The sequence below is a fragment of the Neptunicoccus sediminis genome (assembly GCF_001719615.1).
Lineage (GTDB): Bacteria > Pseudomonadota > Alphaproteobacteria > Rhodobacterales > Rhodobacteraceae > Amylibacter > Amylibacter sediminis.
The window spans coordinates 323,520-350,175 of record NZ_MDVX01000001.1; the positions used below are offsets into that span (position 1 = coordinate 323,520).

Annotated in this window: 29 protein-coding genes; 14 read left to right on the forward strand and 15 right to left on the reverse strand. The window is 56.6% G+C overall.

Going from position 1 to position 26,656, the window contains the following annotated elements:
• Window positions 1–6 precede the first annotated feature (6 nt).
• The 5 genes from BFV97_RS01530 to BFV97_RS01550 form a co-directional block, all read right to left on the reverse strand.
• A complete protein-coding gene (locus tag BFV97_RS01530) occupies window positions 7–1,149 on the reverse strand; it encodes a murein hydrolase activator EnvC family protein (RefSeq protein ID WP_069298548.1) in 1,143 nt (380 codons plus the stop codon).
• Entirely contained in the window at window positions 1,146–2,663 is a 1,518-nt protein-coding gene (gene gpmI / locus BFV97_RS01535) for a 2,3-bisphosphoglycerate-independent phosphoglycerate mutase (RefSeq protein ID WP_069298549.1), read from the reverse strand. Before gpmI ends, BFV97_RS01530 begins: the two co-directional genes overlap by 4 nt.
• Window positions 2,664–2,749: 86 nt before the next feature.
• On the reverse strand, window positions 2,750–3,220 hold the full coding sequence (gene rlmH / locus BFV97_RS01540; protein ID WP_069298550.1) for a 23S rRNA (pseudouridine(1915)-N(3))-methyltransferase RlmH: 471 nt from the start codon (window positions 3,218–3,220) through the stop codon (window positions 2,750–2,752).
• A gap of 7 nt (window positions 3,221–3,227) precedes the next feature.
• Window positions 3,228–3,557 carry a ribosome silencing factor gene (rsfS, locus tag BFV97_RS01545; protein ID WP_069298551.1) on the reverse strand — a complete coding sequence of 110 codons (330 nt, stop codon included), beginning with the start codon at window positions 3,555–3,557 and terminating at the stop codon, window positions 3,228–3,230.
• Window positions 3,558–3,713: 156 nt separating this feature from the next.
• Window positions 3,714–4,583 (reverse strand): branched-chain amino acid aminotransferase, encoded by an 870-nt coding sequence (locus BFV97_RS01550; RefSeq protein WP_069298552.1) that lies wholly within the window; start codon window positions 4,581–4,583, stop codon window positions 3,714–3,716.
• 175 nt (window positions 4,584–4,758) lie between these two features.
• Between BFV97_RS01550 and BFV97_RS01555 the strand changes: the two genes are divergently transcribed.
• The 6 genes from BFV97_RS01555 to dxs are packed head-to-tail and all read left to right on the forward strand — an operon-like array spanning window position 4,759 to window position 10,006.
• On the forward strand, window positions 4,759–5,256 hold the full coding sequence (locus BFV97_RS01555) for a MarR family winged helix-turn-helix transcriptional regulator (protein ID WP_069298553.1): 498 nt from the start codon (window positions 4,759–4,761) through the stop codon (window positions 5,254–5,256).
• Window positions 5,257–5,262: 6 nt separating this feature from the next.
• Complete coding sequence (locus BFV97_RS01560; RefSeq protein WP_069298554.1) at window positions 5,263–5,970, forward strand: response regulator; 708 nt, start codon at window positions 5,263–5,265, stop codon at window positions 5,968–5,970.
• 33 nt (window positions 5,971–6,003) lie between these two features.
• Window positions 6,004–6,936, forward strand: a complete 933-nt coding sequence (locus BFV97_RS01565; protein WP_069298555.1) for a histone deacetylase family protein — start codon at window positions 6,004–6,006, stop codon at window positions 6,934–6,936.
• A complete protein-coding gene (locus BFV97_RS01570; RefSeq protein WP_069298556.1) occupies window positions 6,936–7,175 on the forward strand; it encodes an exodeoxyribonuclease VII small subunit in 240 nt (79 codons plus the stop codon). The genes BFV97_RS01565 and BFV97_RS01570 overlap by 1 nt, the downstream gene beginning before the upstream one ends.
• 6 nt (window positions 7,176–7,181) lie before the next feature.
• Complete coding sequence (locus BFV97_RS01575) at window positions 7,182–8,051, forward strand: polyprenyl synthetase family protein (protein WP_425412251.1); 870 nt, start codon at window positions 7,182–7,184, stop codon at window positions 8,049–8,051.
• Between the two features lie 26 nt (window positions 8,052–8,077).
• Window positions 8,078–10,006 (forward strand): 1-deoxy-D-xylulose-5-phosphate synthase, encoded by a 1,929-nt coding sequence (dxs, locus tag BFV97_RS01580; RefSeq protein ID WP_069298557.1) that lies wholly within the window; start codon window positions 8,078–8,080, stop codon window positions 10,004–10,006.
• Between the two features lie 18 nt (window positions 10,007–10,024).
• Here dxs and BFV97_RS01585 read toward each other — a convergent pair whose 3' ends face one another.
• Genes BFV97_RS01585 through hslO form a run of 5 tightly spaced genes read right to left on the reverse strand, consistent with a single transcriptional unit; the run spans window position 10,025 to window position 14,919 of the window.
• The gene (locus BFV97_RS01585; protein ID WP_083225451.1) at window positions 10,025–10,831 is read right to left on the reverse strand and encodes an ion transporter; all 807 of its coding nucleotides are present in this window, start codon (window positions 10,829–10,831) and stop codon (window positions 10,025–10,027) included.
• 38 nt (window positions 10,832–10,869) lie between these two features.
• Window positions 10,870–12,096, reverse strand: coding sequence for a class I SAM-dependent RNA methyltransferase (locus BFV97_RS01590; protein ID WP_069298558.1), 1,227 nt, complete (start codon window positions 12,094–12,096; stop codon window positions 10,870–10,872).
• Window positions 12,097–12,151: 55 nt separating this feature from the next.
• Entirely contained in the window at window positions 12,152–13,306 is a 1,155-nt protein-coding gene (locus BFV97_RS01595) for a CCA tRNA nucleotidyltransferase (protein ID WP_069298559.1), read from the reverse strand.
• Window positions 13,290–13,937, reverse strand: coding sequence for a CoA pyrophosphatase (locus BFV97_RS01600; protein WP_069298560.1), 648 nt, complete (start codon window positions 13,935–13,937; stop codon window positions 13,290–13,292). Before BFV97_RS01600 ends, BFV97_RS01595 begins: the two co-directional genes overlap by 17 nt.
• Window positions 13,927–14,919, reverse strand: coding sequence for an Hsp33 family molecular chaperone HslO (hslO, locus tag BFV97_RS01605; RefSeq protein ID WP_069298561.1), 993 nt, complete (start codon window positions 14,917–14,919; stop codon window positions 13,927–13,929). Before hslO ends, BFV97_RS01600 begins: the two co-directional genes overlap by 11 nt.
• Before the next feature lie 97 nt (window positions 14,920–15,016).
• On the opposite strand from hslO, the gene BFV97_RS01610 reads away from it, so the two are divergent.
• A complete protein-coding gene (locus BFV97_RS01610; RefSeq protein WP_069298562.1) occupies window positions 15,017–15,454 on the forward strand; it encodes an NUDIX hydrolase in 438 nt (145 codons plus the stop codon).
• On the opposite strand, the gene BFV97_RS01615 is transcribed toward BFV97_RS01610, so the two are convergent.
• Window positions 15,451–16,794, reverse strand: coding sequence for a PP2C family protein-serine/threonine phosphatase (locus BFV97_RS01615; protein WP_245667524.1), 1,344 nt, complete (start codon window positions 16,792–16,794; stop codon window positions 15,451–15,453). The two genes, BFV97_RS01610 and BFV97_RS01615, sit on opposite strands and share 4 nt — an antisense overlap.
• Before the next feature lie 155 nt (window positions 16,795–16,949).
• On the opposite strand from BFV97_RS01615, the gene BFV97_RS01620 reads away from it, so the two are divergent.
• Window positions 16,950–17,294: an Hpt domain-containing protein gene (locus BFV97_RS01620; RefSeq protein WP_069298564.1), complete on the forward strand. Its 345-nt coding sequence runs from the start codon at window positions 16,950–16,952 to the stop codon at window positions 17,292–17,294.
• 47 nt (window positions 17,295–17,341) lie between these two features.
• On the opposite strand, the gene BFV97_RS01625 is transcribed toward BFV97_RS01620, so the two are convergent.
• Window positions 17,342–18,103, reverse strand: coding sequence for an alpha/beta fold hydrolase (locus BFV97_RS01625; protein ID WP_245667525.1), 762 nt, complete (start codon window positions 18,101–18,103; stop codon window positions 17,342–17,344).
• A 133-nt stretch (window positions 18,104–18,236) separates the two neighbouring features.
• Between BFV97_RS01625 and BFV97_RS01630 the strand changes: the two genes are divergently transcribed.
• The gene (locus BFV97_RS01630; protein WP_069298565.1) at window positions 18,237–19,454 is read left to right on the forward strand and encodes an argininosuccinate synthase; all 1,218 of its coding nucleotides are present in this window, start codon (window positions 18,237–18,239) and stop codon (window positions 19,452–19,454) included.
• 56 nt (window positions 19,455–19,510) lie between these two features.
• Here the strand turns inward: BFV97_RS01630 and BFV97_RS01635 are convergent, their stop codons facing one another.
• Window positions 19,511–20,233, reverse strand: a complete 723-nt coding sequence (locus BFV97_RS01635; protein ID WP_069298566.1) for a sulfotransferase-like domain-containing protein — start codon at window positions 20,231–20,233, stop codon at window positions 19,511–19,513.
• A gap of 105 nt (window positions 20,234–20,338) precedes the next feature.
• On the opposite strand from BFV97_RS01635, the gene msrA reads away from it, so the two are divergent.
• Entirely contained in the window at window positions 20,339–20,989 is a 651-nt protein-coding gene (gene msrA, locus BFV97_RS01640; protein ID WP_069298567.1) for a peptide-methionine (S)-S-oxide reductase MsrA, read from the forward strand.
• A 6-nt stretch (window positions 20,990–20,995) separates the two neighbouring features.
• Here msrA and BFV97_RS01645 read toward each other — a convergent pair whose 3' ends face one another.
• The gene (locus BFV97_RS01645; protein ID WP_069298568.1) at window positions 20,996–21,277 is read right to left on the reverse strand and encodes a YggT family protein; all 282 of its coding nucleotides are present in this window, start codon (window positions 21,275–21,277) and stop codon (window positions 20,996–20,998) included.
• Between the two features lie 178 nt (window positions 21,278–21,455).
• Between BFV97_RS01645 and BFV97_RS01650 the strand changes: the two genes are divergently transcribed.
• Entirely contained in the window at window positions 21,456–22,787 is a 1,332-nt protein-coding gene (locus BFV97_RS01650) for an MFS transporter (RefSeq protein WP_069298569.1), read from the forward strand.
• Between the two features lie 4 nt (window positions 22,788–22,791).
• Window positions 22,792–23,778 carry a penicillin-insensitive murein endopeptidase gene (mepA, locus tag BFV97_RS01655; protein ID WP_083225452.1) on the forward strand — a complete coding sequence of 329 codons (987 nt, stop codon included), beginning with the start codon at window positions 22,792–22,794 and terminating at the stop codon, window positions 23,776–23,778.
• 69 nt (window positions 23,779–23,847) lie between these two features.
• Here mepA and BFV97_RS01660 read toward each other — a convergent pair whose 3' ends face one another.
• Window positions 23,848–24,717, reverse strand: a complete 870-nt coding sequence (locus BFV97_RS01660; RefSeq protein WP_069298570.1) for an LOG family protein — start codon at window positions 24,715–24,717, stop codon at window positions 23,848–23,850.
• A gap of 97 nt (window positions 24,718–24,814) precedes the next feature.
• Between BFV97_RS01660 and BFV97_RS01665 the strand changes: the two genes are divergently transcribed.
• Window positions 24,815–25,735 carry a threonine/serine dehydratase gene (locus BFV97_RS01665; RefSeq protein ID WP_069298571.1) on the forward strand — a complete coding sequence of 307 codons (921 nt, stop codon included), beginning with the start codon at window positions 24,815–24,817 and terminating at the stop codon, window positions 25,733–25,735.
• A 66-nt stretch (window positions 25,736–25,801) separates the two neighbouring features.
• The gene (gene dapD, locus BFV97_RS01670; RefSeq protein ID WP_069298572.1) at window positions 25,802–26,629 is read left to right on the forward strand and encodes a 2,3,4,5-tetrahydropyridine-2,6-dicarboxylate N-succinyltransferase; all 828 of its coding nucleotides are present in this window, start codon (window positions 25,802–25,804) and stop codon (window positions 26,627–26,629) included.
• The last annotated feature ends 27 nt before the right edge of the window (window positions 26,630–26,656 follow it).

A 26,656-nucleotide genomic window follows, 5' to 3' on the forward strand; every position in this document is an offset into this window, starting at 1 on the left:
TCCATCCTACCTGTCGTTGATGGCAAACCAGATCCCGGGGTCCACGGGTTTGCCGTTATGTCTTAGCTCCATATAGAGCGTTTCTTGCGCGGTTGCACCACTGCCATCAGAGGCTTCCACCAGAAATTCCTGCGTGGCAGCCTGACTGCCACCCAACAACCCCACCGGAGCGCCCTGATCGACGATTTGTCCGGTTTCACCGTAAACCTGTTCCATCCCGGCGATCACCAGTAGATATCCCGCCTGAGGCTCCAGAATGATCACGTTTCCGTAATCCAAAAGTGCGCCGGAATAGCGAATCGTTGCGGCGACCGGTGCAGTCACCAGCGCGAGGGGGCGTGCCGCGATCACCAGACCCGGACGTTTCAATCCGGCGGCATCCACCTCGTTAAAGCCGCGCAGTTGGGTGCCTTCCACCGGCAGGCGCAGGGTGCCGCGCATCCGGTCAAAGGGGATCGTTGCGGCGGCATCGGTATCAGGGGGGAGGACGCCGATGCTTTGTGCAAACAGCTCCAGCGAGGTGGCGCTATCCGCGAGGATCTGGGTCTTGATCGGATCGTCGGACATGCGGGTGGGCAAGTCTGTGCGATCCGAAATCGCCTGACTGAGCGCGACACGGGCCTCTTGCACGCCGGCCAGCCCCAGCCGCAGTTTCTCTTCGGCGCTGGTTTGAAGCGCTTGTAATTCCTGAAGTTCTTCCAGTTGGCTACGCAACTCTTCGGCCTGCCTTTGCAGCGCGGGCGTGACTTCGGACATCATCATACCGGATCGTGCCGTTCCGACAGGGCCGGTCGGGTGGATCAACAGCATTGGCGTGCTCGCCCGTTCCAGCGTTTGCAGGATTCCCAACAGACGACTAAGCTGGTCGCGGCGGTTTTCAAACTCCAGCCGGATCACCCTTTCGCGGATTGTGGCGCCGCGCAGACCGTCCCGCATGGCGCTTAGACCGGCTTCATAGGCCCGTACGGTTTCGCTGAGCGCTTTGACACGGTCCTTGGCGCTTTGGGCGTCGGCCAGATCTCGGGTTGCAGCGCTAAGCGCATCGGCGGCGAGTTGCGCCTTCATCACAGGATCACCCTGCGCCAGTGCCGCGCCACAGGCGAGCGTGGCAGATAAAACTGCCGCGAAAATTCCGCGCCCTGCTCTCATGCGTTTAGCAAACTCTTACCTGTCATTTCAGGCGGCTGATCCAGACCCATCAACGCCAGCAGCGTCGGGGCAAGATCGGCCAACCGACCGTTCGCGCGCAGCTTTGCGCTTTTCGGGCCGCCGATCAAGGCCACTGGCACGGGATTTGTCGTGTGGGCGGTATGTGGCCCGCCGGTGACAGGATCAATCATGGTTTCGCAGTTGCCGTGATCCGCACAAAGCAGCATCGCACCACCTGCATTTTCAAGCGCAATCAGAACCTGACCCAACCCCGCATCCACCGCAGCACAGGCGGTGGTTGCAGCCGCGATGCTGCCGGTGTGACCGACCATATCGGGGTTGGCGTAATTAACCACGATCAAGTGATATTTGCCGGAGTTGATCGCCTCCACCAGATGCTCTGTCACCTCGGCAGAGGACATTTCGGGTTGCAAATCATAGGTCGCGACCTTCGGACTAGCGGCAAGATAGCGGTCCTCGCCGTCCTCGGGGATTTCAACACCGCCGTTCAGGAAAAAGGTCACATGGGGGTATTTTTCGGTTTCCGCGATGCGGAATTGCTGCAAACCCTTTTTTGCAACCCATGCGCCGAGTGTGTTTACGATGTCTTCTTCGGGAAAGATGCAGTCTACATAGGTGCTGTGGGCTTTGGAGTATTCGGTGAAGCCGCTGACCAGCGCCAGTTCGGGGCGGGGGCCTGTGTCAAATCCGTCAAAACCGGGCTGCGCAATCGAGGCGAGGATCTCGCGGGCGCGGTCGGCGCGGAAATTCAGGCAGACCAGTGAATCACCGTCCTTCATGCCATCATAAGCACCAATAACCGCCGGTTTGAAAAATTCATCCATGACGTCATTCGCGTAATTTTCGTCGATCACGGCTTGGGCGCTGGCAAATGCTGCGCCCGTACCGTTCACCATCGCCTGATAGGCCAGTTCCACGCGATCCCAGCGGTTGTCGCGATCAAGGGCGTAATACCGGCCCGAAACAGTGGCAATCGTTGCACTTTCAGGAAGGGCAGTTTGCAGGGAGGCCAGATACCTGTCGGCAGATTGCGGGGCCACGTCGCGCCCGTCAGTGAACAGGTGCAGGGCGGTCTTGCGTCCTGCCTTGTCCATAATGTCTGCCATAGCGATCATATGGTCGATATGGCTGTGCACACCACCGTCCGACAGAACACCGCAGAGATGCACAACACCGTTGCCGGTGGTCATGATGCGTTCCACCGCAGGCTGCTGTGCCAGTTCGCCCCGTGTGATGATGCCGTTGATCTTGGCCAGATCCATTTCCACCACGCGCCCTGCGCCGATGTTCATATGGCCCACTTCGGAATTACCCATCTGACCTTCTGGCAGGCCGACATCCGGCCCGAAAGTTGTCAGTGTGTTGTTTGGGCAGTCCCGCAGGATACGGTCGAAGTTCGGTGTGTCCGCCAGCGCGACCGCGTTGCCTTCGGTTTCGGGGCGCAATCCCCAGCCGTCCAGAATACACAATACAACGGGTTTGATCGGGGACATCTGCTTACCTCTGGTCGGTTGTTGCCTTGCTGTGCAGATAGCGGCGATCGTTCTGAATGGCAAGTTTGCCCGCGGGATTCGGCGGATCAGGCCCGATGGTAGGGCGCATTCCCCAGGATCGAGGCTGCGCGGTAAAGTTGTTCGCTTAACATGACGCGCACCAGCATATGAGGCCAAACCATTTTTCCGAACGACAGCGCAAAATCAGCATCGGCCCGCAAATCCGGCGCCAGCCCGTCCGCCCCGCCAATCAGGATCGCCAGATCCTGCGTTCCGGTGTCGCGCCACTGGCCGAGCTTGTCCGAAAAATCCACCGAGCTGAGCAATTTGCCCCGCTCGTCCATGATCATGGTTAATGCGCCTTTGGGGATGGCCTTTCGCAACAGATCTGCTTCGGCGGCCATGCCTGCGTTCTTTTTATCCTCAACCTCAATCACGTTTACAGGACCGAGCCCCAAAGCGCGGCCCGATTTGTTAAAACGGTCAAGGTAATCGGAAATCAACGCCAGTTCGGGCCCCTTACGCAAGCGCCCGACAGCAATGATATGCAGCCGCATCAAAGGCTTATTCCGCGTCTTCCGCTACGGGCTGCCACATTTTTTCCAGCTGGTAGAACTCACGCACTTCGGGGCGGAACAGATGAACGATCACGTCCCCCGCGTCGATCAGAACCCAGTCTCCCGCAGCTTTGCCTTCGATCCGCGGATTAACGCCTTTATTTTGCTTCAGGCGCTCTGACAGCTTTTCAGCCATAGAGACAACTTGACGGGTTGAGCGGCCTGAAGCCACAACCATGTGATCGGCAACGGAAGATTTTCCGGCCAGATCCAGTGTCACGATGTCTTCGGCCTTGTCGCCTTGCAGCGAGTTCAGAACCAGATCCAGCATCGACATTGCTGGAATGTTTTCTTCTTTTTCGGCCGCTTGGGGCCCAACACGTTCAACCAGAACGATGTCCTCCGAATATACGCCACTCTTCCTCGGGCGCTGAGATACGATAAGGGTATCAGAGCGACCGAGTAGTCTCAAGCGAGAACAGGTAGGGCTAAATCAGCTGCGGACCAGTTTTTCGTATTCTTCCGAAATACTGCGAGTCAGTTCGCCTACTTCAAATGTGTGTTCACCGATCTGGCCAACAGGTGTGACCTCTGCGGCGGTGCCGGTCAGCCAGCATTGCTCGAACCCGTCGAGCTCTTCTGCCATGATGTGACGCTCTACCACCTCAACGCCGCGATCCTTCAGCATACCGATGACGGTCTGACGGGTCAGGCCATTCAGGAAACAGTCGGGTTTCGGGGTGTGAACCACGCCGTCTTTCACAAAGAAGATGTTCGCGCCTGTTGCCTCGGCCACATAGCCGCGGTGGTCGAACATCATCGCATCCGAACAGCCTTTGGCCTCGGCTTCGTGTTTTGCCATTGTGCAGATCATATAAAGACCGGCGGCTTTGGCAAAGCAGGGGATGGTTTCAGGGGACGGACGCTTCCAGCGGGAAATATCCAGCTTGGCGCCAACCATTTTGGCATCGCCGTAATAGGCGCCCCATTCCCAAACCGCGATGGCCATCCGGACAGGGTTTTTGGCAGAGGCGACGCCCATGTCATCCCCTGAACCGCGCCAGCAGACAGCCCGCACATAGGCGTCTTTCAGGCCGCTGGCTTCCAGCGTTTCATATTTGGCCGCTTCGATTTCATCGACGGTGTAGGGGATCGGGATGTCCAGTTCCTTGCCGGAAAACAGCAGCCGCTCGGAATGTTCGCGGCTTTTGAAGATCTTGCCATTATAGGCCCGCTCGCCTTCAAAAACAGAGGAAGCATAGTGCAAGGCGTGGGTCAGAATGTGGACATTTGCCTCCCGCCAGGGGACAAGTTTTCCGTCCAGCCAAATAGAACCATCACGATCATCGTAAGCGCCGGCCATTGTATTTCCTCCACCAGAAGCTGTGTATTTTGCATTAATTGCGTGTTGACGTAGAAATAAGACATAAAATTACGCCAAAGTCGAAATTTGCTATCATTTGATTCTTGGAAAGTCAACAAGACTGACATAAATTGGCGGGTAGCGGTAAAATTTGTGATCGGATGAAATATCAACCATGCAGGATCGTTTGCAACCCGGCGGGGAAAACCTGCTTTTTCTGACCGATGACCAGCTTTTGCAGGGCATTGAACTGCTGTTCTTTGCCTATCGCAATTTCACGTCCGATCCGGACCGTATCCTTGAAAACTATACTTACGGGCGCGCCCATCATCGTGCGATCCATTTTATTCACCGGCGCCCCGGCACAACCGTGAATGCGTTGTTGGATATTCTGGGCGTTACAAAACAGTCTCTGAACCGCGTATTGCGTCAGTTGATTGATGACGGTCTGGTGGAAAGCAAGGTCGGCGTGCGCGACCGGCGGGAGCGGCATCTATACCTGACCGCTGCGGGGCAGGCGCTGGAATCGGATCTGTCTTCGACCCAGCGGAAACGCCTGCGTGCGGCCTATAAAGAGGCCGGACCGGATGCGGTGCACGGTTTTCGGAAAGTTCTCGAAAATATTATGGACCCGTCCATGCGCCAGCATGTTAAGAAGTTGGTAAAGGACTGATCTTGCATGAATGAACCCCTGTCAGACGCTCATATTCTTATCGTTGATGATGACGAGCGTATCCGCACGCTGTTGCAAAAATTTCTGTCCCGTAACGGCTATTGGGTGACAGCAGCACGGGATGCCGCCCATGCCCGCCGCTTGCTTGCCGGACTGGATTTCGATCTGATCGTGCTGGATGTGATGATGCCGGGCGAGGACGGTCTGACCCTGACCCGCAGCCTGCGCGAAACCCTGACAACGCCGATCCTGTTGCTGACGGCCAAAGGAGAATCGAGCGAGCGGATCATGGGGTTAGAGGCGGGTGCGGATGATTATCTGACCAAACCGTTTGAGCCCAAAGAACTGGTCCTGCGGATCAATGCGATCCTGCGCCGCGTGCCGGTGGAACAGGCTGTTGTAGAAGCGCCGAAAACCCTGCAACTCGGGCCGGTGCGTTACGATGTGATCCGCGGCGAGTTGTGGGAAGGCGATACGCTGATCCGGCTAACCGCCACCGAAAGCACGCTGATGCGGATTTTCTCCGCCAACCCCCATTCCCCTATCAGTCGCAGCAAGCTGGTAGAGGATCTGGGCCGCGACAGCGATCATGCGCAGGAACGGGCCGTGGATGTGCAGATCACCCGCCTGCGCCGCAAGATAGAGGCAGACCCGAAGTCGCCACGCTATCTGCAAACCGTGCGTGGTGCGGGGTACATGCTGGCCCCCGATTAAAATATCTGCCCCGACGGACCGGAGGAGGGTTCAATGACCACCGCTTTTCTGACCCACAGCGATTGCCTGTCGCACCACAACCCCAAAGGGCACCCTGAATCCGTGGCCCGGTTAGAGGCCATTCACCAACGTATCTCCGCGCCGGAATTTGATGGCCTGATGCGGATTGAAGCGCCGCTTTGCACCGATGAGGACATATTGCTGGCCCATCCTGCGGCCCATCTGTCCGCGATTAAGGCGGCCTCACCTGAAAGCGGCTTTCAGTTTATTGACGGCGATACATCCTTGTCACCGGGCAGTTTGCAAGCAGCCTTTCGTGCGGTCGGGGCGAATGTACAAGCCGTGGATATGGTTCTGTCGGGGCAGGTGCAAAACGCCTTTTGCGCCACACGACCGCCCGGCCATCACGCAGAACAGCAGCAGGCTATGGGGTTCTGTTTTTTCGGGAATGTGGTGATCGGCGCAAAACACGCGTTGGAACGGCATGGTTTGTCCCGTGTGGCGATCGTGGATTTCGATGTGCATCACGGCAATGGCACACAGGATCTGGTCTGGGATGATCCGCGTATCCTGTTCGCCTCTACCCATCAGATGCCGCTTTACCCCGGCACGGGTGCGGCGTCCGAAACCGGCGCTTCGGGTAATGTGGTGAATGTGCCTCTGGCCCCTCACGCTGACGGGTCGGATCTGCGCGACGCTTTCGCGCAGGAAATCCTGCCGGCGCTTCATCAGCACCAGCCGGAGATGATCTTTATCTCCGCCGGATTTGACGCCCATGCCCGTGATCCGCTGGCCAATTTGAACTTTACCGAAGAAGATTTCGCTTGGGCCACCCGCGCCTTGTGTGATTTCGCCCGACAAAGCTGTCAGGGACGTGTGGTCTCGACTTTGGAGGGTGGATATGATTTGCAGGCGCTGGCTGCATCCGTTGCAGCCCATGTTGGCGTTTTGATGGAGCAGACCTAATGGCGGATACACCGATTTCCGAAATGAGTTTTGAAACCGCAATGGCGGAGCTGGAAAAGGTCGTTGGACAGTTGGAAAGCAGTCAGGTTGCGCTGGAAGAAAGCATCAAGCTTTATGATCGCGGTGCAGAGCTGAAAAAGCATTGCGCGGTGAAGCTGAAAGAAGCGGAAGAGAAAATCGCCCAGATTACCCTAGGTGCGGATGGCAGTCCTGCTGGTCTGAAGCCTTTCGAGGGTTAGATTTCCGTGGAACGTTTTGAACACAGGCTGGCCCGCATTGCGGCGGCCACGGAACAGGCGCTGCGCGATCTGCTGCCGCCGGTTGCCACCAATCCGATTGCCGCGCCGATGCATCACGCCGCCCTGAACGGGGGCAAGCGGCTGCGGGCCTATCTTGCGGTGGAATCTGCCGCCTTGTTCGGGCTGGATGTGGTGAATACAGCAGCGGCGATAGAGGCCATGCACGCTTATTCACTGGTGCATGACGATCTGCCCTGCATGGATGACGACGACCTGCGCCGTGGCAAGCCAACCGTCCACGTTCAATGGGACGAAGCCACCGCAGTTCTGGCCGGAGATGCCCTGCAAACGCTGGCTTTTGAAATTCTGGCCGATCCGCTGACCTCGGCCAATGCCTCGGTGCGGATCAAACTGGTGGCTGATCTGGCGCGGGCCTCCGGCGCAAATGGTATGGTTCTGGGGCAGGTGCAGGATATTGCCGCCGAGAGCGCGGATACGCCTTTAACACTGGATCAGATCACCGAATTGCAGGCCAATAAAACCGGTGCGTTGATCGAATGGTCGGCCTGTTCCGGCGCGACACTGGCGCAGGAAGATGCAGGCCCGCTGGCCGCATATTCCGCCGCGCTCGGCCGTGCCTTTCAGATACAGGATGATGTGCTGGATGTGATCGGGGATGCCAAGCTCGCCGGAAAACGTCTGCAAAAGGATGCCGAAGCGGGCAAAGCCACTTTTGTTTCCATCCTCGGACTTGAAGCCGCGCAACAGCAGGCCAGATCATTGGTAGATCAGGCCTGTGATGCCCTTTCCGTCTATGAATCCCGTGCCGAACCGTTGCGACAAGTGGCGCAATTCGTCATAAGCCGCAATTCGTGATAAAACGGCCCCAGAAGGAACCCCTTGTGAGCGACAGACCCAACACACCCCTGCTGGATCAGGTAAATGCCCCCGAAGACCTGAAACGTTTTTCTGATAAAGAATTGCGTCAGGTGGCGGACGAATTGCGTGCGGAAACCATTTCTGCCGTATCCGAAACCGGCGGGCATCTTGGCGCGGGGTTGGGCGTCGTAGAGCTGACCACAGCGATTCACGCGGTGTTTGACACGCCAAAGGACCGTCTGATCTGGGATGTCAGCCACCAGTGCTACCCCCATAAAATCCTGACAGGACGGCGGGATCGTATCCGCACGCTGCGGCAGGAAAACGGCCTGTCCGGTTTCACCAAACGCAGCGAAAGCGCCTTTGATCCCTTTGGCGCGGCCCACAGTTCCACCTCTATTTCTGCCGCGCTGGGCTTTGCCGTAGCGCGTGATCTGGGCGGCGCACCGGAACACGGGTTGGGCGATGCAATTGCCGTGATCGGGGACGGTGCCATGTCCGCTGGCATGGCTTACGAGGCGATGAACAACGCGGGCCATCTGAAAAAGCGTCTGATTGTCATTCTGAACGACAATGAAATGTCCATCGCACCGCCAGTGGGCGCGATGTCGTCCTATTTGTCGAAACTCTATGCCGGTGAACCGTTTCAGGAATTCAAATCCGCCGCCAAAAGCGCGATTTCCCTGCTGCCCGAACCATTTCAGGACGGGGCGAAACGGGCCAAGGATATGGTCAAACACATGACCGTTGGCGGCACCCTGTTCGAACAGCTCGGCTTTTCCTACGTGGGGCCGATTGACGGACACGATATGGAACAGCTTCTGGCCGTTTTGCGAACCGTAAAACAGCGGGCCACCGGGCCGATGCTGATCCATGTGCTGACGCAAAAAGGCAAGGGGTATGCACCGGCGGAAGAGTCTTCGGACAAATACCACGGGGTTGCAAAATTCGATGTTATTTCGGGCAAACAGAAGAAAACGCCTTCAAATGCACCCAGTTACACCTCGGTCTTCGCGCAGAGCCTGATTGCAGAGGCAGAGAAAGACAGTAAGGTTGTCGCCGTCACAGCTGCCATGCCGGATGGGACAGGGCTGGATAAATTCGCCGCCCGTTTCGGATCGCGCTGCTTTGATGTGGGCATTGCCGAACAACACGCTGTTACCTTTTGTGCAGGCATGGCGGCGGGCGGGCTAAAACCGTTCTGCGCGCTCTATTCCACCTTTTTGCAACGGGGCTACGATCAGGTGGTCCACGATGTGGCAATCCAGCGTCTGCCGGTCCGTTTTGCCATCGACCGCGCCGGACTGGTCGGTGCGGACGGGGCGACCCATGCGGGCAGCTTTGACATCGGGTTTCTTGCCAATCTGCCGGATTTTGTCGTGATGGCCGCCGCAGATGAGGCCGAGCTCGTCCATATGGTCGCCACGGCTGCCAGCATCAATGACCGCCCCAGCGCGTTCCGTTTCCCGCGGGGCGAAGGGGTCGGCGTTGACCTGCCAGAGGTTGGCGTTCCGCTGGAAATCGGCAAAGGTCGCATCATTCAGGACGGCAGCCGCGTTGCATTTCTGTCCTTTGGCACCCGTTTGCAGGAATGCGAACAGGCAGCGATCTCGCTGGCGCGCAAGGGGATCACCCCGACCATCGCAGATGCCCGTTTTGCCAAACCGCTGGATGAGGATTTGATCCGTGATCTTGCCGCCAACCACGAAGCCCTGATCACTATTGAAGAAGGCGCAGTAGGGGGTTTTGGCTCTCATGTGGCGCAGTTCTTGGCCGAGAGTGGCGTCTTTGATACGGGGCTGAAGTTCCGCTCTATGGTGCTGCCCGATACCTTCATCGACCAGAGCAGCCCCGCCCGCATGTATGAAACAGCCGGAATGAACGCGCCCCAGATTGAGGCGAAAGTACTGGATGTTTTGGGGATTTCACAGATCAGCAAAGCCCGCGCCTGACGCGGGCTGCGCCTTGGGTTATTTTTCCAGCCGCGCCAGTCTTGCGCTGATCTCGTCCAGTCGGGCCACCACGTCATCACGATAGGCGCCCGTCGCCTCGGCATCTTCGGCAAGGTGGGCGTCCTGCATGGAGTTCACGATCAGACCCACCAGCAGGTTCACTACAGCAAAGGTTGTCACCATGATGAAGGGAACGAAAAACGCCCAAGCGTAAGGGTAAACCTGCATCACAGGGCGCACGATCCCCATCGACCAGCTTTCCAGCGTCATGATCTGGAACAAAGAATAGGCAGAGCGCCCCAGCGTGCCAAACCAGTCAGGAAACGTAGCGCCGAACAGCTTGGTGGCCATCACCGAGCCGATATAAAAAATGATGGTCATCAGCAAGAAAACCGAGGCCATCCCCGGCAGGGCAGAGACAAAGCCTTCGACCACACGACGCAGGCTGGGGGCAAAGGAAATGACCCGCAACACCCGCAGAATACGCAAGGCCCGCAGCACAGAAAGCCCGCCGCTGCCCGGTGCAAGCGATACGCCAACCACCAGAAAATCAAAGATATTCCACGGTTTGAGAAAAAAGCGCCACCCATAAGCGACCAGCTTTACCAGCAGCTCTACCACGAAAATGGCCAGACAAATGCCGTCAATCACAGCTAACAGACCGCCCGACATCTGTTTGACCGTTTCAGACGTTTCCAGACCCAGAACGATCGCGTTCACCATGATCACGGCCAGTACGAAATACCGTACCTGCGGGGATTCCACCCATTGTGTCAGTCTGGCGCGAAAATCGCCTTTGGCATGTGGCTGCGTAGAAATATTCATAGCGGATTTATAGGGGCTCTGAACTGGGGAAACCAGTGTTAACGGCGTGTGAAATGCGCGACCAATTCGCAGTGTCCGGACCACAAAAACTGGTCCACAACCTGCACCCACTCCAGCGTGAAGCCGCCGTCCAGCAGCGTGCGGGCATCGCGGGCGAATGTTGCAGGGTTGCAGGACACAAAGGCCAGTTTACCCACACCGCTGTCAGCGATGTGTCGGGTCTGTTCTTTCGCGCCAGCGCGGGGCGGGTCCATGACAACGGCGTCATAGGCTTTGAACTCATCCGAAAGCAGCGGGTTGCGGAACAGATCCCGCTGGACCGTGCGCAGCTTTTTCAGGCCGGTTGCATGACGCCACCCCCGATCCATCGCATCCAGCATCGGTTGGCTTGATTCAATCGCAACCACCTCGGCTTTGCGGGCCAGTGGCAGGGAAAACGTGCCACAACCGGCAAACAGGTCGAGCACGGATTTGCTCTTGCCGGTGATTTCATCCACCGCATCCCAAAGCGCGGCCTCTCCGTGGGCCGTGGCTTGTAGAAAGGCGCCATTGGGCGGGGTGACAAGCGCACCGCCAAAGTCCTGCTGGGCCGGCTGGCGTTCCAGCACAATATCACCGTTCCAGAACACGCGGGCAAACCCGTTGTCATGGGCGATTTTTACCACATCCTGCAGGGTGGAGGTGTCCATCGGTTTCGCCTCTGTCAGATCCACATCCAACCCGCCAAGGCTGGTGGATACAGACAGGCGCACCGCGCCCTTGCGGGTGGCAGCCAGTTGCACCAGAGCCTTTAACCCGTCAAAACCGTTCATGATTTCAGGTTCAAGCAGCGTACAGGTTTCAATCGCCACCAATTGATCAGAGCTTCGGGCATGAAAGCCGAGCATCGCACCCGATTTGGTTCGTTTGCCGGTAAACACCGCACGCCGCCGCGAATTGGGCGGACTGGTCACAGTCTCGCGAAAGCTGGCTTCTATCCCTTGACGTTTCAGTGCCGTATCAACGATCCCCCGTTTCCATTCTGCTAGGAAATCACCGCGAATGTGCTGGGTCGCGCAGCCGCCGCAGGTTTTGAAGTGACGGCAGGGGGCTTTGATGCGGATGGGGGCCGGTTCCAGAATGCGCAGGTTCTCCAGACGGTCGCCCGCCAGATCACCACTGACCCTTTCGCCGGGGGCAGTGTAGGCGGCAAAAATCTCGGTCCCGTCCAGCGTTCCAACACCGTCGCCCTGGCTGCCCAATGTATCAATCGTAAGTTCTGTCATGCCGTTGCCTTATAGAAAAACACTGCCCGCCGAAAGGGATCTGTCGGCTGCGGCGTCAGGGTCGCCCGCTCAATAAATCAGCTTTGGAGCGGGTGAAACCGGATTCGATCCACGCACTTTCCAATTCGCGCAGTTTATCGCCGAGCGCCTTACCTTCAAAACCTTGCAAGTCTTTGGCGGCCACAGGAAATAGGGCCTGCGCCCCCTCATCGACCTGCGCAACAATCGCCGGATCGACAGACACGCCAAGACTCGCCGCCTGCACCAGTGCCAGATCAAGACCGGTGTCCCGCCCGAACCGATAGGCGGCGACCTTCGGGGATAGCGCCTGATCATTAGCCTGACGAAATTGCCTGACCCGCGCCGCATCTGCATTGCTCAGCCGCAGCGCAGCTTTCAGACCGTCGCCGCCCAATACCAGCAGACGGCGCAACCAGTCGGCAGGCAGGTCAAGTTGTTGTTCCAGATGCACCAGCGGCGCAAAACTGCGCGTGGTCGCGCCGGGCAGAATACGCCCCAATACGCCGGTTTGCTCCATCGCGCAGAGCGCCATTTCCGGCGTTTCGGCCAGCAACAGCTTGCGCATCTCCGCGCCAATCCGCTCTTTGGACAAAGTGTCCAGACCGTCCAGATTATCGCTGATCGCAGCCAGAGCCTCGGGGTCGAGGCCGGCAGTTTGATCGCCGTACCACGCAAAAAACCGGAAATACCGCAGGATGCGCAGGTAGTCTTCCTTGATGCGGCGATCTGCATCCTCAATAAACCGCAAGCGTTGCGCCATAAGGTCGGGCAACCCGTTGAGTGGATCAACAATGCGCCCGTCCGCCCCTGCATAAAGCGCGTTCATGGTGAAATCCCGCCGCCGCGCATCATCCTTAATATCGGTTGAAAAGGCGACGACAGCTCGGCGCCCGAAGGTTTCCACATCCTTGCGAAAACTGGTGACTTCAAAGCCGTGATCACCGATCAATACCGTGACCGTGCCGTGATCTATCCCTGTCGGAACGCTGCGGAAGCCTTTGGTTTCCATAATTTTTTGCACGTCTTCAGGCAGGGCAGAGGTGGCGACATCAAGATCGGACACCGGCGCATGTAACAGGGCGTTGCGCACGCATCCCCCGACGAAATAGGCTTGGAAGCCCCGTTCCGTCAGCGCGCCCAGCAAGGCTTGGGATGCGCTGTCGCGCAACCAGTCAGCCGTGATCTGCATGGCCATCCTGCCCGACAGTTTCGGCCAGCAAACGCAACATCCGCGCGGTCGCGCCCCAGATGTAATACGGGCCATAAGGCACCACGTAATAATGTCGTGGCTTGCCCATCCAGATGCGGCCTTCGATGAAATAATTTGCAGGATTGAGAACATGATCCAGCGGCACCTGAAACACTTCTTCAACCTCGCCGGGGTCGGATAGGGATGCAAAATCGGTGGAAATTTCCGCGACCACCGGATGCACCTCAAAGCCGGTCACAGTCTTGTGGCAGGGCAACCGCCCGATCAACCGCGCGTGTTTGCGGCTGAGTCCGATTTCTTCAAAAGCTTCCCGCAGGGCGGCGTCCTCAACCGAATTATCGCTGGTTTCGACCTTGCCACCGGGAAAAGAGACCTGCCCCGGATGGTGTTTCAAATGGGCCGCGCGCTTGGTCAGAACCAGTTTCGGACCCTCGGGCGCCGGTATGATCGGCACCAGCACCGCAGCGGGGCGGAAGTTCCACGACGCATCTGCCCCGTCGTTGTTCAGGTCAAAATCCGACGACCCGTCCCGTGTAGAGGCGGTTGCCAGCGCGGTTGAAATCCGCGCCAGCACATCACTGTGATTCCGTTGATCGCCTTCAAGGGGCATCCGGCGCGTCTTTCCCCAGTGTCTCGGGTGGCAGCTCGTAATGGGCGCCGCAGAACTGGCAATCCGCTGTGACCATGCCGTTTTCAGCGGTCATTTTCTGGATGTCCTTGGCCGAATAAATCGACATTGTTTGACGCACTTTGTCCTCTCCGCAGGTACAGCCGAATTCTACCGGCTGGGCAGGGAAAACCCGTGGCGTCTCTTCATGAAACAGCCGCCGCAAAAGCTGTTGCTGGCCGACATGGGGGCCGATCAATTCCATTTCTTCGACCGAATCCAGCAGAATCGACGCGCGGTTCCAGTTTTCGTCATCATCGTCATTTGCGTCGGCTGGCGGGGCCGGTTCGGCGTCGGTTGGCTCGTCACTCGCTTTCACAAAAGGCGAGGCTTTGGGCATATGTTGCAGCATAATGCCGCCTGCGCGCCACGCGGGGCCTTCGGTCTGACCGAGTTCCTGCGCCGCCGAGGTGACAAAACGGGTTGGCAGCTGTTCGGAGTGGGCAAAGTAGTTTTCCGCACAGGCCGCCAGAGAGCCGCCGGTCAGCGGGGTGATTCCCTGATAGGGTTGGGTGCCTTTGCCTTGATCTATCAGGATCGCAAACATGCCCTTGCCGAGCAGTTCAAACGGGGCGAGCGAGCTTGCCTCGATTGCATCGGCATCAAAGCTGGCATACGCGCGAATTCTGGCCGGTTCGGCCTCGCTCTTCGGGGCAAAATAGTCCGTCGCGATGATGCGCAATGGGCCGTCGCCGCGGATCTGGATGGAAAGTTTCCATCGCAAATCAATGGTCTGTCCAATCAGAGCCGTTAAAAGAGCAGCTTCCGCAACCTGGCCCGAAACCACCGCCGGATAATCATGCTGGCGCAGGATCTGATCCAGAGTAGAGTCAAGCCGCGCGACACGGCCCCGCACATCGGCGCGGTCCAGTTGGAATGGCAGGATGACGTCATCCCACCGTTTGGTGTCTTTTTCAGTGTGCATGGTTCTTATCCTTGTTACTGCGTGGAAATAGTGTTGTTTTCGGATAAGTGCAAATGCAGCGCCCCTGCGGGCCGGTAAATTCTTTGAGGGAACAGATATGAGACGCTTCGGAGAGCCGAAACGGAACGGGGTGTCTTATACCCAGCGGGCGGGTGCTTATGGTATCATCGCGGACGGAAGCGACCTGATGTTGACCCTGCAAAACGCAGAATTTCCCGAGATTCAATTGCCGGGTGGCGGCATCGATCCGGGCGAAACGCCCCTGCAAGCCTTGCACCGCGAGGTTTATGAGGAAACAGGCTTTCACATCACCAACCCCCGTCGCATAGGGGCGTACCAGCGGTATACCTATATGCCGGAATACAGGATTTGGGCGCGCAAGGTCTGTCACATCTATACCTGCACTGCGGCGCTGCGCATCGGTCCGCCAACGGAACCGGAGCACGAAGTCCTCTGGATGAGCCCACGAGAGGCAATAGACATGCTCAGCAATAGCGGGGACCGGGCTTTTGTCCGGCGTGTCTGTCGGGTCTAACCGTCGAGTGTTTTATGGGTCTGAATATGTCTCCTTTCGTTGGTCATTGGGACATCCGCTGCGCCGTAATTGGTAAATTCAAACATGATTGCGGATAAATCATCTGCGAACGGTCTGCCCTGCGCAAACTGCGTCAGTTCCCACGTCAGATCGGACAGAAATTCCGCACCCGTGCTTGATGCGTGGGCCTCGATGATGTGCAAAAGGTTTGCATCATCCAACAAGTCCCCGTTAAAATTCTGACACTCCGTAAGTCCATCGGAATACAATAATAATCGGTCCCCGGGACACATCGTGAACACAAGTGTCTCATACGCCATATCCGGTAACAGCCCGATCGGAGGTCCGCCTTGACCCAGAAAGCGGGCACCCTGCACGTTTTTGCAAAGGATTGGGTGGGGATGGCCCGCCTGAACCATTTCGACCTTGCCGGTGGCCAGATCCAGATCGGCAAAAACCATCGTAAAATAAAGCTCTGTCGTCATTTCTTCGATCATGAGCTGGTTGAGAGATGCGGCAATATCGGCCGGCGACCGTTGTCGGTATTGTCCGTCCCCGATGTGCTCAAACGCAACATTCTGATCGCGATTGTGCGCACTGAGGTATCCAGCCAGTCGCGCCGTAAGCAGGGCGGAAGACACCCCGTGTCCCGAAACGTCGATCGAATAGAGTCCTAACCGCGTATCAGTGAAATTGAAAAACCCGACTAGATCGCCGCCCACGTGACTGCTGGGCTCAAACAGAACCGCCATCTCGCCATAGTTTCCCTTTCTGTAGGGAGGCGGAATCAGGGATTTCTGCAGTTTTTCCGCTTCCATCAGGTCTTTGTTGATGCCTTCGTAAAGGATCTGGAGTTCATCAAGAGTATTCGCAAGAGCGGCATTCTGTGCGATAAGTGTTTGCTCGATATTCAATACACGCTCCCCCGCGCGGATACGTGCCTTTAGTTCAGCGGTGTTCACGGGCTTGGAGAGGAAATCATCCGCTCCGATGTCCAGCCCCTTCGCGACATCATTCTTTTCGTTCTTGGACGTAAGAAGGATGAAATAACCGTAGCTTTCCCTCTCTAAACGACGGAATTCCCTACAGAATTCCAGTCCGTCCATTTCCGGCATCATCCAATCGCTCAACACCAAATCGATCGGCTGGCTTTTGCAGATCTCCAAAGCCTCAACCCCGCTAGACGCCTCTTGTACGATATACCCCCATTTCTGCAGGCTAAGCGCAACAATCCTCCGTTGCAGATGACTGTCGTCCACGACGAGAATGCGCAGCGGTTCTTCCCCAATCCGATGCATGAGCTTTGACGGCATGTCCTGTTTAGGTTTCGCATTTTTCACGTTTGGACCTTTGACTGATCAAGACCAGATTCGTGGGAAACCTTTAAGAAATCGTCTACACGTCCCGATTTTTTTCATGGCAGTATTTAACGGAAAATTCAGATTTTCTGGCTGTTATTGGGTCAGAGATTCGGTTTCGCGAAAGGTAACAATGGATGATCAATTGGGCGCAGGTCAGGCAGTTGGAGCAGGACGTGGGCCCGGAAGATATCGGCGCAGTCATTGCCTTGTTCCTTGCCGAAGTCGAGGAGGCGATAAAGGATTTGCAGGCGATGCCGCCCGACGACACCGAAAAAATTGGTGCGATGCTCCACTTTCTTAAGGGCTGCGCGTCCAACGTAGGGTTTGAAGCTTTTGCAGAAAATTGTGCACAGGGGGAGTTGAAGGCGCAGAACGGTCAAATTTCTGATGTATCAACCGCAGCTGTGGCAAAAATTTATGAAGGGTCCAAGCAGTTGTTTCTGGCAGAATTTTCGGCACATTCCACGGCGCAATTGTGATGTGCCAGGACGGTCGCTTATGTTTTTAATCTGGTTCCTGATTTCCTTCAGGATAGGAAATCTTTCACAATGGTCAGAAACTCTTTCGGCTTTTCCGCATGTAGCCAGTGTCCGGCTTGCGGAATTGTTGAAAGAGTCAGTTGGGGAAATTTTTTCTCCAGTTCAGACTGCCCGTTTGCATCAACGTAATCCGAAGCACCACCCCGAATGGCAAGGGTCGGCCTTTCAAAGCAGAAATCAATATCCGGAAATCCTACAATATCTGCCATGTGGGCGGCCAAAGCTTCATGGTTCAAGAGCCAGCGTGCCTGCCCGTCTTGGAACTCCAGGCTTTGGGAAAAGAACGCCGCCAGCGAGGGATCCTCCGTTCTTTGTTGAAGCCAGGTCTGGGCTTCTGACCGTCGGGTAAACTCACTCAGCGGCAATTCTTGCATGATCGCAATGTTGTCTGACTGATCGTGGGTATATGTCACAGGCGCAATGTCAGCTACGATAAGGCGCTCGATCTTTTCAGGCGCGGTTGCGGCGAGCGTCATGGCGGTCTTGCCACCCATTGAATGCCCCAAAACCGTCGCTTTTCCGCCAAGCGCGTCAATGGTTTCGCCAAGATCTGCCGCCAAATCGTAATAGCTGTTCGAATCACTCCAACCGCTTTTGCCATGATTACGCAGATCCACCGAAACGACCCAATGATCTCTTGCTAAATTACGCGCCAGACTGTGCCAGTTTCGTGCCGATCCGAACAGGCCGTGAACAATGACAAGGGGGATGCCGGTCTCATCACCGAAACTGTAAGAATTTAGTATCATCGCTATGAATTTCCGGTGTTTTATGGGGTTGTAGAGCGTACAGCCCCCATGGTGCGGACACTATGTCCCCTTGTCGAGAGCAAAAAAACCAAATAGATGCGAGAAAAATTCACGTTATTTAGGAGACGGCTCGATGGCGGCACCGAAAAAAGTAGTTCTGGCGTATTCTGGCGGGCTGGATACTTCGATCATTTTGAAATGGTTGCAGACAGAGTACGACTGCGAAGTAGTGACTTTCACTGCGGATTTGGGACAGGGTGAAGAGCTTGACCCCGCCCGCAAGAAAGCCGAGCTGCTGGGAATCAAGCCGGAAAATATCTTCATTGAAGATGTCCGCGAAGAATTCGTCCGCGATTTCGTCTTCCCCATGTTCCGCGCAAATGCGGTCTATGAAGGTCTGTACCTGCTTGGCACGTCCATCGCCCGCCCTCTGATTTCCAAACGACTTGTTGAAATCGCTAAGGAAACCGGCGCGGATGCCGTGGCCCACGGGGCGACGGGTAAAGGTAACGATCAGGTGCGTTTCGAACTTTCTGCCTACGCGCTGAACCCTGACATCAAGGTGATCGCACCATGGCGGGAATGGGACCTGTCCAGCCGGACCAAACTGCTGGCATTTGCCGAAGAAAACCAGATTCCGATCGCCAAAGACAAGCGCGGGGAAGCGCCTTTCTCTGTGGATGCGAACCTGCTGCACACCTCTTCGGAAGGAAAGGTTCTAGAAGATCCTGCACAGGAAGCACCAGACTATGTCTACCAGCGCACGGTTAACCCCGAAGATGCGCCGGACACGCCGGAATTTGTGGAGATTACCTATAAAAAAGGTGATCCGGTTGCGTTGAACGGCGAAGAGAAATCGCCTGCTGAAATGCTGACTGCTTTGAACGAATTGGGTGGCAAGCACGGTGTCGGCCGGCTTGATCTTGTGGAAGGCCGGTATGTCGGGATGAAATCCCGCGGCGTTTATGAAACACCGGGTGGGACCATCATGCTGGAAGCGCACCGCGGGATTGAATCGATCACGCTCGACCGGGGTGCAGCCCATCTTAAGGATGAGTTGATGCCAAAGTACGCGGAGCTGATCTACAACGGGTACTGGTTCAGCCCTGAACGGGAAATGTTGCAGGCGCTGATCGATCAGAGCCAGACTTTCGTGAATGGCGTTGTGCGGGTGAAACTGTTCAAAGGATCCGTCAATACAGTGGCGCGGTGGTCCAACGACAGCCTGTATTCCGAACAGCACGTGACCTTCGAAGATGATGCGGGTGCCTATGATCAGGCGGATGCGGCCGGCTTTATCAAGATTAATGCACTGCGTCTGAAGTTGCTTGCAGCGCGGAACAACCGCTAAAAACTAATAGTATTAATGCCGGGGCTCCATGCTCCGGCATTTTTTTCAGCACAATTTCAAGAGTTCAGTTTCAACGGAGCGATCCGTTCATAGATCGCAAGCGCCTGTTTCAAAACCGGCTTCAGATTGTCAGAAACCTCCGGCAACGGGCCTTCTGCGCCGGCAAAGCCTGTGCTGTTCCAGACCGCGCCGTACCAGTGCGGCGCCCAGACCCCGTCCTGCGGATTGCCACCTTTTGCCCATGACAACATTGCCGGTTCAAACGGTATCCCGAGACGCTGGCAAAGCAGCCGGAGCATTTTGTCGGGGTTTTCGCGAATGTCCGCGCTGTCGATCACGATCGGCGGGGCGCTGCCGTCTGCATTGACCAGATCAATCAGTTCTGCCTGTTGGCGAAAGCCGATGTCGTCCAGCGTCGGATTGCCCCGCTTTTTGTCATAAGAGGCTAACACCCGCGCGGGATGACGGATCAGAAACACATTGGTCATTTCCTTGATCCAACTGCGATCCACCCCTTGGATCATATGCTGGGTCATATGCTTTTGATAGAACACCGGCTTTCCTTGGGGGCCGGCTCTTGTGCAGGCTTCGATCACCGCATTGGCATCTTGTTCACCGGCAGCCAGAATCTCGGCGCCCATTGGATGATCAAGGCCCGTTGCCTTTAGATAGGCAGCGTAAAAGGGTTCGTCCCAAACCTCTGTGTCTGGGCGCTGGGCAAAGGCGTACATCATCGCAGTGGACAGGTTTCGCGGGCCGGACCACATGGCGATCTTCAACGGTTTGTCTTTAGAAGTCACATTTATCACCGAGTTGTTAATTGTAAGTGAACGTGTGAATGCGCAGTAACAATAAAACCCTTAAAGCGAAAGAACTGTTGTTCCATGGTCCATGCCACGCAATTTTTGCGCCTGATCGCGCTGACTTTTCTTGCAGGAATTCTGCCGGTTAAGGCGGCTCTGGCAGAGGATGCGATTTTTGCGGGGGGATGTTTCTGGTGCGTGGAATCCGATTTTGAATCGCTTCCCGGCGTGTTTGACGCCCGAACCGGATACATCGGTGGGCCTGCGGATAAGGCGGATTACAAAACTGTGTCCAAAGGGGGAACCGGCCATTACGAAGCTGTGCTGATCCGGTTTGACCCTGCCAAAATCAGCTATGCCAGTCTGCTGCATAAATTCTGGCGCTCCGTCGATCCGACGGATGCGGGGGGGCAGTTTTGTGATCGGGGCGACAGTTATCGCACCGCAATATTCCCAGTCAGCGCCGCGCAAGAAAAGACTGCGCGCACATCAAAGGCCAGAGCTGAAGCTGCACTGGGTCAACGTATCGTCACGCCCATTTTGAAAGCCCCGGCGTTTTACCCCGCTGAAGACTATCATCAGGACTATTACAAAAGTTCCAAGAAAGTCTTAACGCGGTTCGGATTGATCACGCGCAAGGATGCTTACAAAAGATACCGCGATGCCTGCGGGCGGGACCAGCGCATCCGCGCCCTGTGGGGCGCAGAGGCGCACAGCCTGCCGAGCAATTAAAGCAAATCAGTAGATCATGTTCTGCGTGATAATGATCCGCAGCACGACAATGCCCAAAAACACAATGATCGGAGAGAAATCCAGACCTCCGGTTGGTGGCAGAAAGCGGCGGATTGGTTCGTAGATCGGTTCCAATATGCGATTCAGGCCAAAGTAGATCTGTGCGACAATCGGTTGACGCATGTTCAGAACCTGAAAGTTCACCAGCCAGCCGATCACGATATGCGCGATCAAAATCCACCATGCAACGTTCAGAATGGCGAGAAGGATAAGTCCGAGAGTGGTCATCTGTATTCCCATTTTGCTTTCTAAGAGACCTAGTGTCTGCAAGGCTCCAACGCAAGATGGTGCAGCGGGGTTACGACGGCGTTACCGCGAAGTCGGCCTGAAACGGCGTTAGTCCTTGCACGGCTTTGCGGAAACGGGTTCTACTCTGGCAAAGACCAATTCATTAAGGAACCACCCAATGGCCACCGTACCCTCAAAAAAATCTGTCTGGGGCTGGTTCTTTTATGATTGGGCAGCACAGCCTTATCACACTTTGCTGATCACATTCTTTTTTGCGCCGTATTTCACCGATTTCGTCGCGATCGACAAAGAGACAGGCACCGCCTATTGGAGCCTGATGCTTACCGTGACAGGTATAATCATTGCCATCGCAGCACCAATTTTAGGCGCAATTTCCGATACCACCGGCCCGCGCAAGCCGTGGATTCTATTATTTTCAGTGTTTTACATCGTCGGGGCATCGGGGCTGTGGTTCGCCGTGCCCCAGATGGAGACGGTATTCTGGGTTCTGATCTCCTTTGCGATCGGGCTTATCGGGGTTGAGTTATCGCAGATATTTGTAAACGGAATCTTACCGACTTTAGGGGATAAGGATGATCTGGGCCGCATTTCGGGCAGCGGCTGGGCCTTTGGCTATCTTGGCGGTTTCTTCGCGCTGATCCTTGTGATCCTGTTTGTTGTCGTCTTGTCAGAAGGTAAAACCATCACCGGCATGGAGCCGATCCTCGGGCTTGACCCGAATATGGGAGAGGACAAACGTGCGCTCGGCCCTTTAACCGCGCTCTGGTATTTTATTTTTATCTTGCCGTTTTTCTTTTGGGTGCCAGATGTTACGCGGCGCAAACGGGCGGTTGGCGCTGTCGGGCAAGCGTTGCGCGGGTTGTGGAACACCATTCGCAGCCTGCCCCAGCGTGGCAGCTTTGCCATGTATCTGGGGTCTTCCATGTTTTATCGTGACGCGTTGAACGGTCTGTATTCCTTCGGGGGAATCTACGCCACGGGGGTGCTTGGCTGGGAGATCGGCCAGCTTGGGGTTTACGGGATCGTCTCAATCGCAGCGGGCGCGTTGTTCAGCTGGCTTGGCGGGTATCTTGACAAATGGATGGGGCCGAAATTCGTTGTAGTCCTTTCGATTTCCATCCTGATCGGCGTCTGTGTCCTGATTGCAGGAACCGGACGCACGGCGGTGTTTGGCGTGGAACTGGCGGCGGGCAGCAGCCTGCCCGACATCCTGTTCATGATCTGCGGTGCCTCTATCGGCGCGGCGGGTGGCACCATTCAGGCGGCCTCCCGGACGTTGCTGGTGCATCAGGTTAAGGACGACCGGCTGACCGAGGCATTTGGCCTTTATGCCCTGTCCGGTCGCGCCACAACCTTCATCGCGCCGATGCTGATCGGCATTTGTGTGCTTGCCACAGGTAGCCAGCGGTTTGGAATTTCACTACCAATTATACTATTGTTCGGCATCGGACTGATCATGTTGAAGTGGGTTAAGACATCAAAGGAGTAGACGAATGCGATTTTCTGTCGTGGGGGGTGTTGCTGTGCTGGCCTGTGCCTTGGGCTTTCCGGTACTGGCGCAGACAGGGAAAACAGTGCGGGACGGGGTTGGTATAGCGCCTGTTGCCGAAACGCAGATCATTCGCAAATCGACCTCCGGCACCAAGGCGAACCAGCTTTTCGGATCGAAGGGGGGGCCTTCCCGCCATAAACCCGCCGCCATTGGCACCTATGCCAAAGGGTGTCTGGCCGGCGGCGTGAAATTGCCCGAAACCGGCCCGACATGGCAGGCCATGCGGCTTAGCAGGAACCGGCATTGGGGCCATCCCGAGACGATCCAGTTTCTCAAAGATCTGAGCGCATATGCAGCTACCCAACCGGGGTGGTCGGGGCTGTATTTCGGGGATATTTCACAGGCGCGGGGCGGTCCGATGCTGTCAGGGCACCAGTCCCACCAACTGGGGCTGGATGCGGATATCTGGCTTTATCGCGCGGTGCGTCTGAACCTCAGCCGGTCCGAACGGGAGCGTCTGTCCTCAACCAATGTGCGCTCTGGCGACCAGCGCAGCGTCAACAGCAACTGGACCCAGCAACACGCCAATATTATCAAACGGGCTGCCGAAGACCCCCGTGTGGACCGTATTTTCATCACCGCTCCGGCGAAAATCTGGATGTGTAACAATACCCGAGGCAACCGGAAGTGGTTGCAAAAGGTTCGTCCGCTTTATGGCCATAACACCCATTTCCACGTGCGTCTGAAATGCCCGCGCGGTCAGGCTGGCTGTATCAACCAGACCCCCACGGTCAAAGCGCTGTCCAAGGGCGGTGACGGGTGTGATGCAACGCTGAACTGGTGGGTGACGGATTATCTCAATCCGCCAAAGAAAGTGACGCAGAAAAAGAAGAAGTCTGCGAAAAAGACGCCGCGCAAACGGGGGGCGCGGGATTACACAATGGCTGATTTGCCCAAGCAGTGCATGACGGTCCTGCAAAGCAATTGACAGCGATCCGTTTCGCACCACGGGGGCGCAATTTTAGATTGCGCCCCTTTTATTTTATCCGCGCGAGCGTTAGCTGACGGATTGTTCCGGTAAAGTTGAATCAATCAGCGGTTCGTCCAGAGGCTCGACGATGTCCTTGAAATCCTCAATGATCTGAACAGCCTGTGCGGCGGTTTCCACAAAATGGAACAGTTTTATATCCTCTGCCGAGATCGTGCCCGCATCTGCCAGCGCCTCCCAGTTGATGATCTTGCGCCAGAAATCCTCACCGAATAGCAGAACCGGCATCCGACCCATGCGTCCGGTCTGGATCAGTGTCAGGGTCTCGAACAACTCGTCCAGCGTTCCAAAACCGCCCGGAAACACCGTGATCGCCTTGGCGCGCATCAAGAAATGTATCTTGCGGGTGGCGAAATAGTGGAAGTTGAAACAAAGGTCCGGCGTGCAATATTCGTTCGGTGCCTGTTCATGGGGCAGCACGATGTTCAGCGACATAGAGGCACCGCCCGCATCCGCCGCACCGCGGTTGCCTGCTTCCATTACACCCGGTCCGCCGCCGGTCACGATCACATCTTCACGCCCGTAGCTTTCCATTGATTTGATCGTCATCAAACGGGCAAACTCGCGGGCTTGGTCGTAGTATTTTGACAGTTCGGCCAGCGTTTCGGTGCGGGCTTCATCCTTGCGGGACGGTTCGGGAATGCGTGCGCCGCCAAACATTACAACGGTGCTTTCGATCCCTTTCTCTGCAAGGATCAGTTCGGGTTTAAGCATTTCAAGCTGGATGCGCGTTGCCCGCAATTCATCGCGGCACAGAAAATCATCGTCGGCAAACGCCAGTCGATAGGCGGGAGAACGGGTTTGTGGCGTGTCGGGAACACCGGCTGCTCTGGTAATGTCGTCTTCGGCGTTTGGAAATGTATTCTGTTTTCGTGCCATTGATAAAGCCTCTTGGTTCTGTGTTGCACCAGCATTGCCTCTCGTCTAGCCTTTTGCAATCTCCGTGTCAGGTCAAGAAATCGGGAAGACTGGACTTATGAATTGGAAAACAGAAATAACCGCAGCCTATCAGCGGGTTGCTCCTCATGTGCTGCGCACGCCGGTGCTGGAAATAGACGGCTTCGGGCTTGGCTATCCGGTCTCGCTGAAACTGGAGCAAGTGCAACATACCGGCAGCTTCAAGGCGCGGGGCGCGTTTAACACGCTGCTGTCGCTGGATGTGCCGGCAGCGGGGCTGGTGGCAGCATCGGGGGGCAACCACGGCGCGGCTGTGGCCTATGCTGCGCAGAAACTGGGCCACCGCGCAAAGATTTTTGTGCCGGAACTGGCAGGCCCCGCGAAAATCGGCCTGATCGAACGCTGCGGTGCGGATCTGGAAGTGGTCGGCGGCGTATATGCCAACGCGCTGACTGCGGCGCAGGCTTACGAGGCTGAAACCGGCGCGATGCAGGTGCACGCCTATGATGCCGGTCCGACTGTGGCAGGGCAGGGGACCGTGGCGCTGGAGTGGGAAGAACAGGGGTTGGATGCAGACACGGTGCTGATCGCTGTCGGCGGCGGCGGTCTGATTGGCGGGGCGATGGCATGGCTTGGCGAGCGGCGGAAAATCGTAGCCGTGGAACCTGTGCTTGCCCCGACACTGAATGCCGCGTTGACTGCCGGAGAACCGACGCAGGTGGAGGTGAGCGGTGTTGCAGCCAATGCGCTGGGCGCGGGAAAAATCGGCCAGATCTGTTTTGATCTGGCACAGGAAACGCAGGTTGAATCTGTGCTCGTACCTGATGATGCAATCCTGAAAGCACAGAGGGCGATTTGGCAGGAAACCCGCCAGTTGGTCGAACCTGCTGGCGCGACGGCCCTGTCAGCGTTGATGTGCGGCGCCTATAAGCCCGCACCGGGAGAGAAGGTAGCTGTGCTGTTGTGCGGCAGCAACTTGTCCGAAGACCCCTTCGGGTGATTGCGCGACGGGCGCTTTAGGGCTATAGCGCCTTGGAACTTCAGACCATCAGAACGGAAAACCGATATGTCTAATGCACAGCTTGAATCCGCCATCGAAGCCGCTTGGGAAGATCGTGACGCGATCACACCGGCCACCACGGGCGAAACCCGCGATGCGATCGAGTCAACGCTGAACGCGCTGGACAGCGGCAAGCTGCGGGTTGCAGAGCGTCAGGACAGCGGTGACTGGCATGTAAACCAATGGGCAAAAAAGGCTGTTCTGCTGGGCTTTCGCCTGAAGGACATGGAACAGCAGTCCGGCGGGCCGCAAGGCGCTGGCTGGTGGGACAAAGTGGACAGCAAGTTCAAAGGCTGGGACGATGCACAGTGGAAGGAAGCCGGCTTTCGCGCGGTGCCCAACTGTATCGTTCGTAAATCCGCTTATGTGGCACCGGGCGTGGTGCTGATGCCCTCTTTTGTGAACCTCGGCGCGTATGTGGATAGCGGCACGATGGTTGACACTTGGGCCACTGTGGGAAGCTGCGCGCAGATCGGTAAAAACGTCCACCTGTCGGGTGGTGTCGGCATCGGTGGTGTTTTGGAACCCATGCAGGCCGGCCCGACCATCATCGAAGACAACTGCTTTATCGGGGCCCGCTCCGAAGTGGTCGAAGGCTGTATCGTGCGCGAAGGTTCGGTTCTGGGCATGGGCGTGTTTATCGGCCAGTCCACCAAGATCGTGGACCGCGAAACCGGCGAAGTGATGTACGGCGAGGTGCCCTCCGGTTCGGTTGTGGTGTCCGGTTCCATGCCATCGAAAAACGGTGTGAACCTCTACTGTGCCGTGATCGTGAAACGGGTGGATGCGCAAACGCGCTCCAAAACCTCGATCAACGAGTTGCTGCGCGACTAAGCGACCGGCACCACTAAAACGGCGCAC

Bases quoted from the DNA above. Each gene is read 5' to 3' on its own strand.
- BFV97_RS01630 (WP_069298565.1), top strand. From the start codon at position 18,237: ATGGCGGCACCGAAAAAAGTAGTTCTGGCGTATTCTGGCGGGCTGGAT.
- hslO (WP_069298561.1), bottom strand. From the start codon at position 14,919: ATGCACACTGAAAAAGACACCAAACGGTGGGATGACGTCATCCTGCCA.
- BFV97_RS01625 (WP_245667525.1), bottom strand. From the start codon at position 18,103: ATGATACTAAATTCTTACAGTTTCGGTGATGAGACCGGCATCCCCCTT.
- BFV97_RS01530 (WP_069298548.1), bottom strand. From the start codon at position 1,149: ATGAGAGCAGGGCGCGGAATTTTCGCGGCAGTTTTATCTGCCACGCTC.
- BFV97_RS01570 (WP_069298556.1), top strand. From the start codon at position 6,936: ATGGCGGATACACCGATTTCCGAAATGAGTTTTGAAACCGCAATGGCG.
- BFV97_RS01660 (WP_069298570.1), bottom strand. From the start codon at position 24,717: ATGGCACGAAAACAGAATACATTTCCAAACGCCGAAGACGACATTACC.
- BFV97_RS01645 (WP_069298568.1), bottom strand. From the start codon at position 21,277: ATGACCACTCTCGGACTTATCCTTCTCGCCATTCTGAACGTTGCATGG.
- BFV97_RS01550 (WP_069298552.1), bottom strand. From the start codon at position 4,583: ATGGCCGGCGCTTACGATGATCGTGATGGTTCTATTTGGCTGGACGGA.
- rsfS (WP_069298551.1), bottom strand. From the start codon at position 3,557: ATGTCGATGCTGGATCTGGTTCTGAACTCGCTGCAAGGCGACAAGGCC.
- BFV97_RS01560 (WP_069298554.1), top strand. From the start codon at position 5,263: ATGAATGAACCCCTGTCAGACGCTCATATTCTTATCGTTGATGATGAC.
- rlmH (WP_069298550.1), bottom strand. From the start codon at position 3,220: ATGCGGCTGCATATCATTGCTGTCGGGCGCTTGCGTAAGGGGCCCGAA.
- BFV97_RS01610 (WP_069298562.1), top strand. From the start codon at position 15,017: ATGAGACGCTTCGGAGAGCCGAAACGGAACGGGGTGTCTTATACCCAG.
- BFV97_RS01555 (WP_069298553.1), top strand. From the start codon at position 4,759: ATGCAGGATCGTTTGCAACCCGGCGGGGAAAACCTGCTTTTTCTGACC.
- BFV97_RS01595 (WP_069298559.1), bottom strand. From the start codon at position 13,306: ATGCAGATCACGGCTGACTGGTTGCGCGACAGCGCATCCCAAGCCTTG.
- gpmI (WP_069298549.1), bottom strand. From the start codon at position 2,663: ATGTCCCCGATCAAACCCGTTGTATTGTGTATTCTGGACGGCTGGGGA.
- BFV97_RS01585 (WP_083225451.1), bottom strand. From the start codon at position 10,831: ATGAATATTTCTACGCAGCCACATGCCAAAGGCGATTTTCGCGCCAGA.
- msrA (WP_069298567.1), top strand. From the start codon at position 20,339: ATGGTCCATGCCACGCAATTTTTGCGCCTGATCGCGCTGACTTTTCTT.
- BFV97_RS01565 (WP_069298555.1), top strand. From the start codon at position 6,004: ATGACCACCGCTTTTCTGACCCACAGCGATTGCCTGTCGCACCACAAC.
- mepA (WP_083225452.1), top strand. From the start codon at position 22,792: ATGCGATTTTCTGTCGTGGGGGGTGTTGCTGTGCTGGCCTGTGCCTTG.
- BFV97_RS01650 (WP_069298569.1), top strand. From the start codon at position 21,456: ATGGCCACCGTACCCTCAAAAAAATCTGTCTGGGGCTGGTTCTTTTAT.
- BFV97_RS01590 (WP_069298558.1), bottom strand. From the start codon at position 12,096: ATGACAGAACTTACGATTGATACATTGGGCAGCCAGGGCGACGGTGTT.
- dapD (WP_069298572.1), top strand. From the start codon at position 25,802: ATGTCTAATGCACAGCTTGAATCCGCCATCGAAGCCGCTTGGGAAGAT.
- BFV97_RS01600 (WP_069298560.1), bottom strand. From the start codon at position 13,937: ATGCCCCTTGAAGGCGATCAACGGAATCACAGTGATGTGCTGGCGCGG.
- BFV97_RS01665 (WP_069298571.1), top strand. From the start codon at position 24,815: ATGAATTGGAAAACAGAAATAACCGCAGCCTATCAGCGGGTTGCTCCT.
- BFV97_RS01620 (WP_069298564.1), top strand. From the start codon at position 16,950: ATGATCAATTGGGCGCAGGTCAGGCAGTTGGAGCAGGACGTGGGCCCG.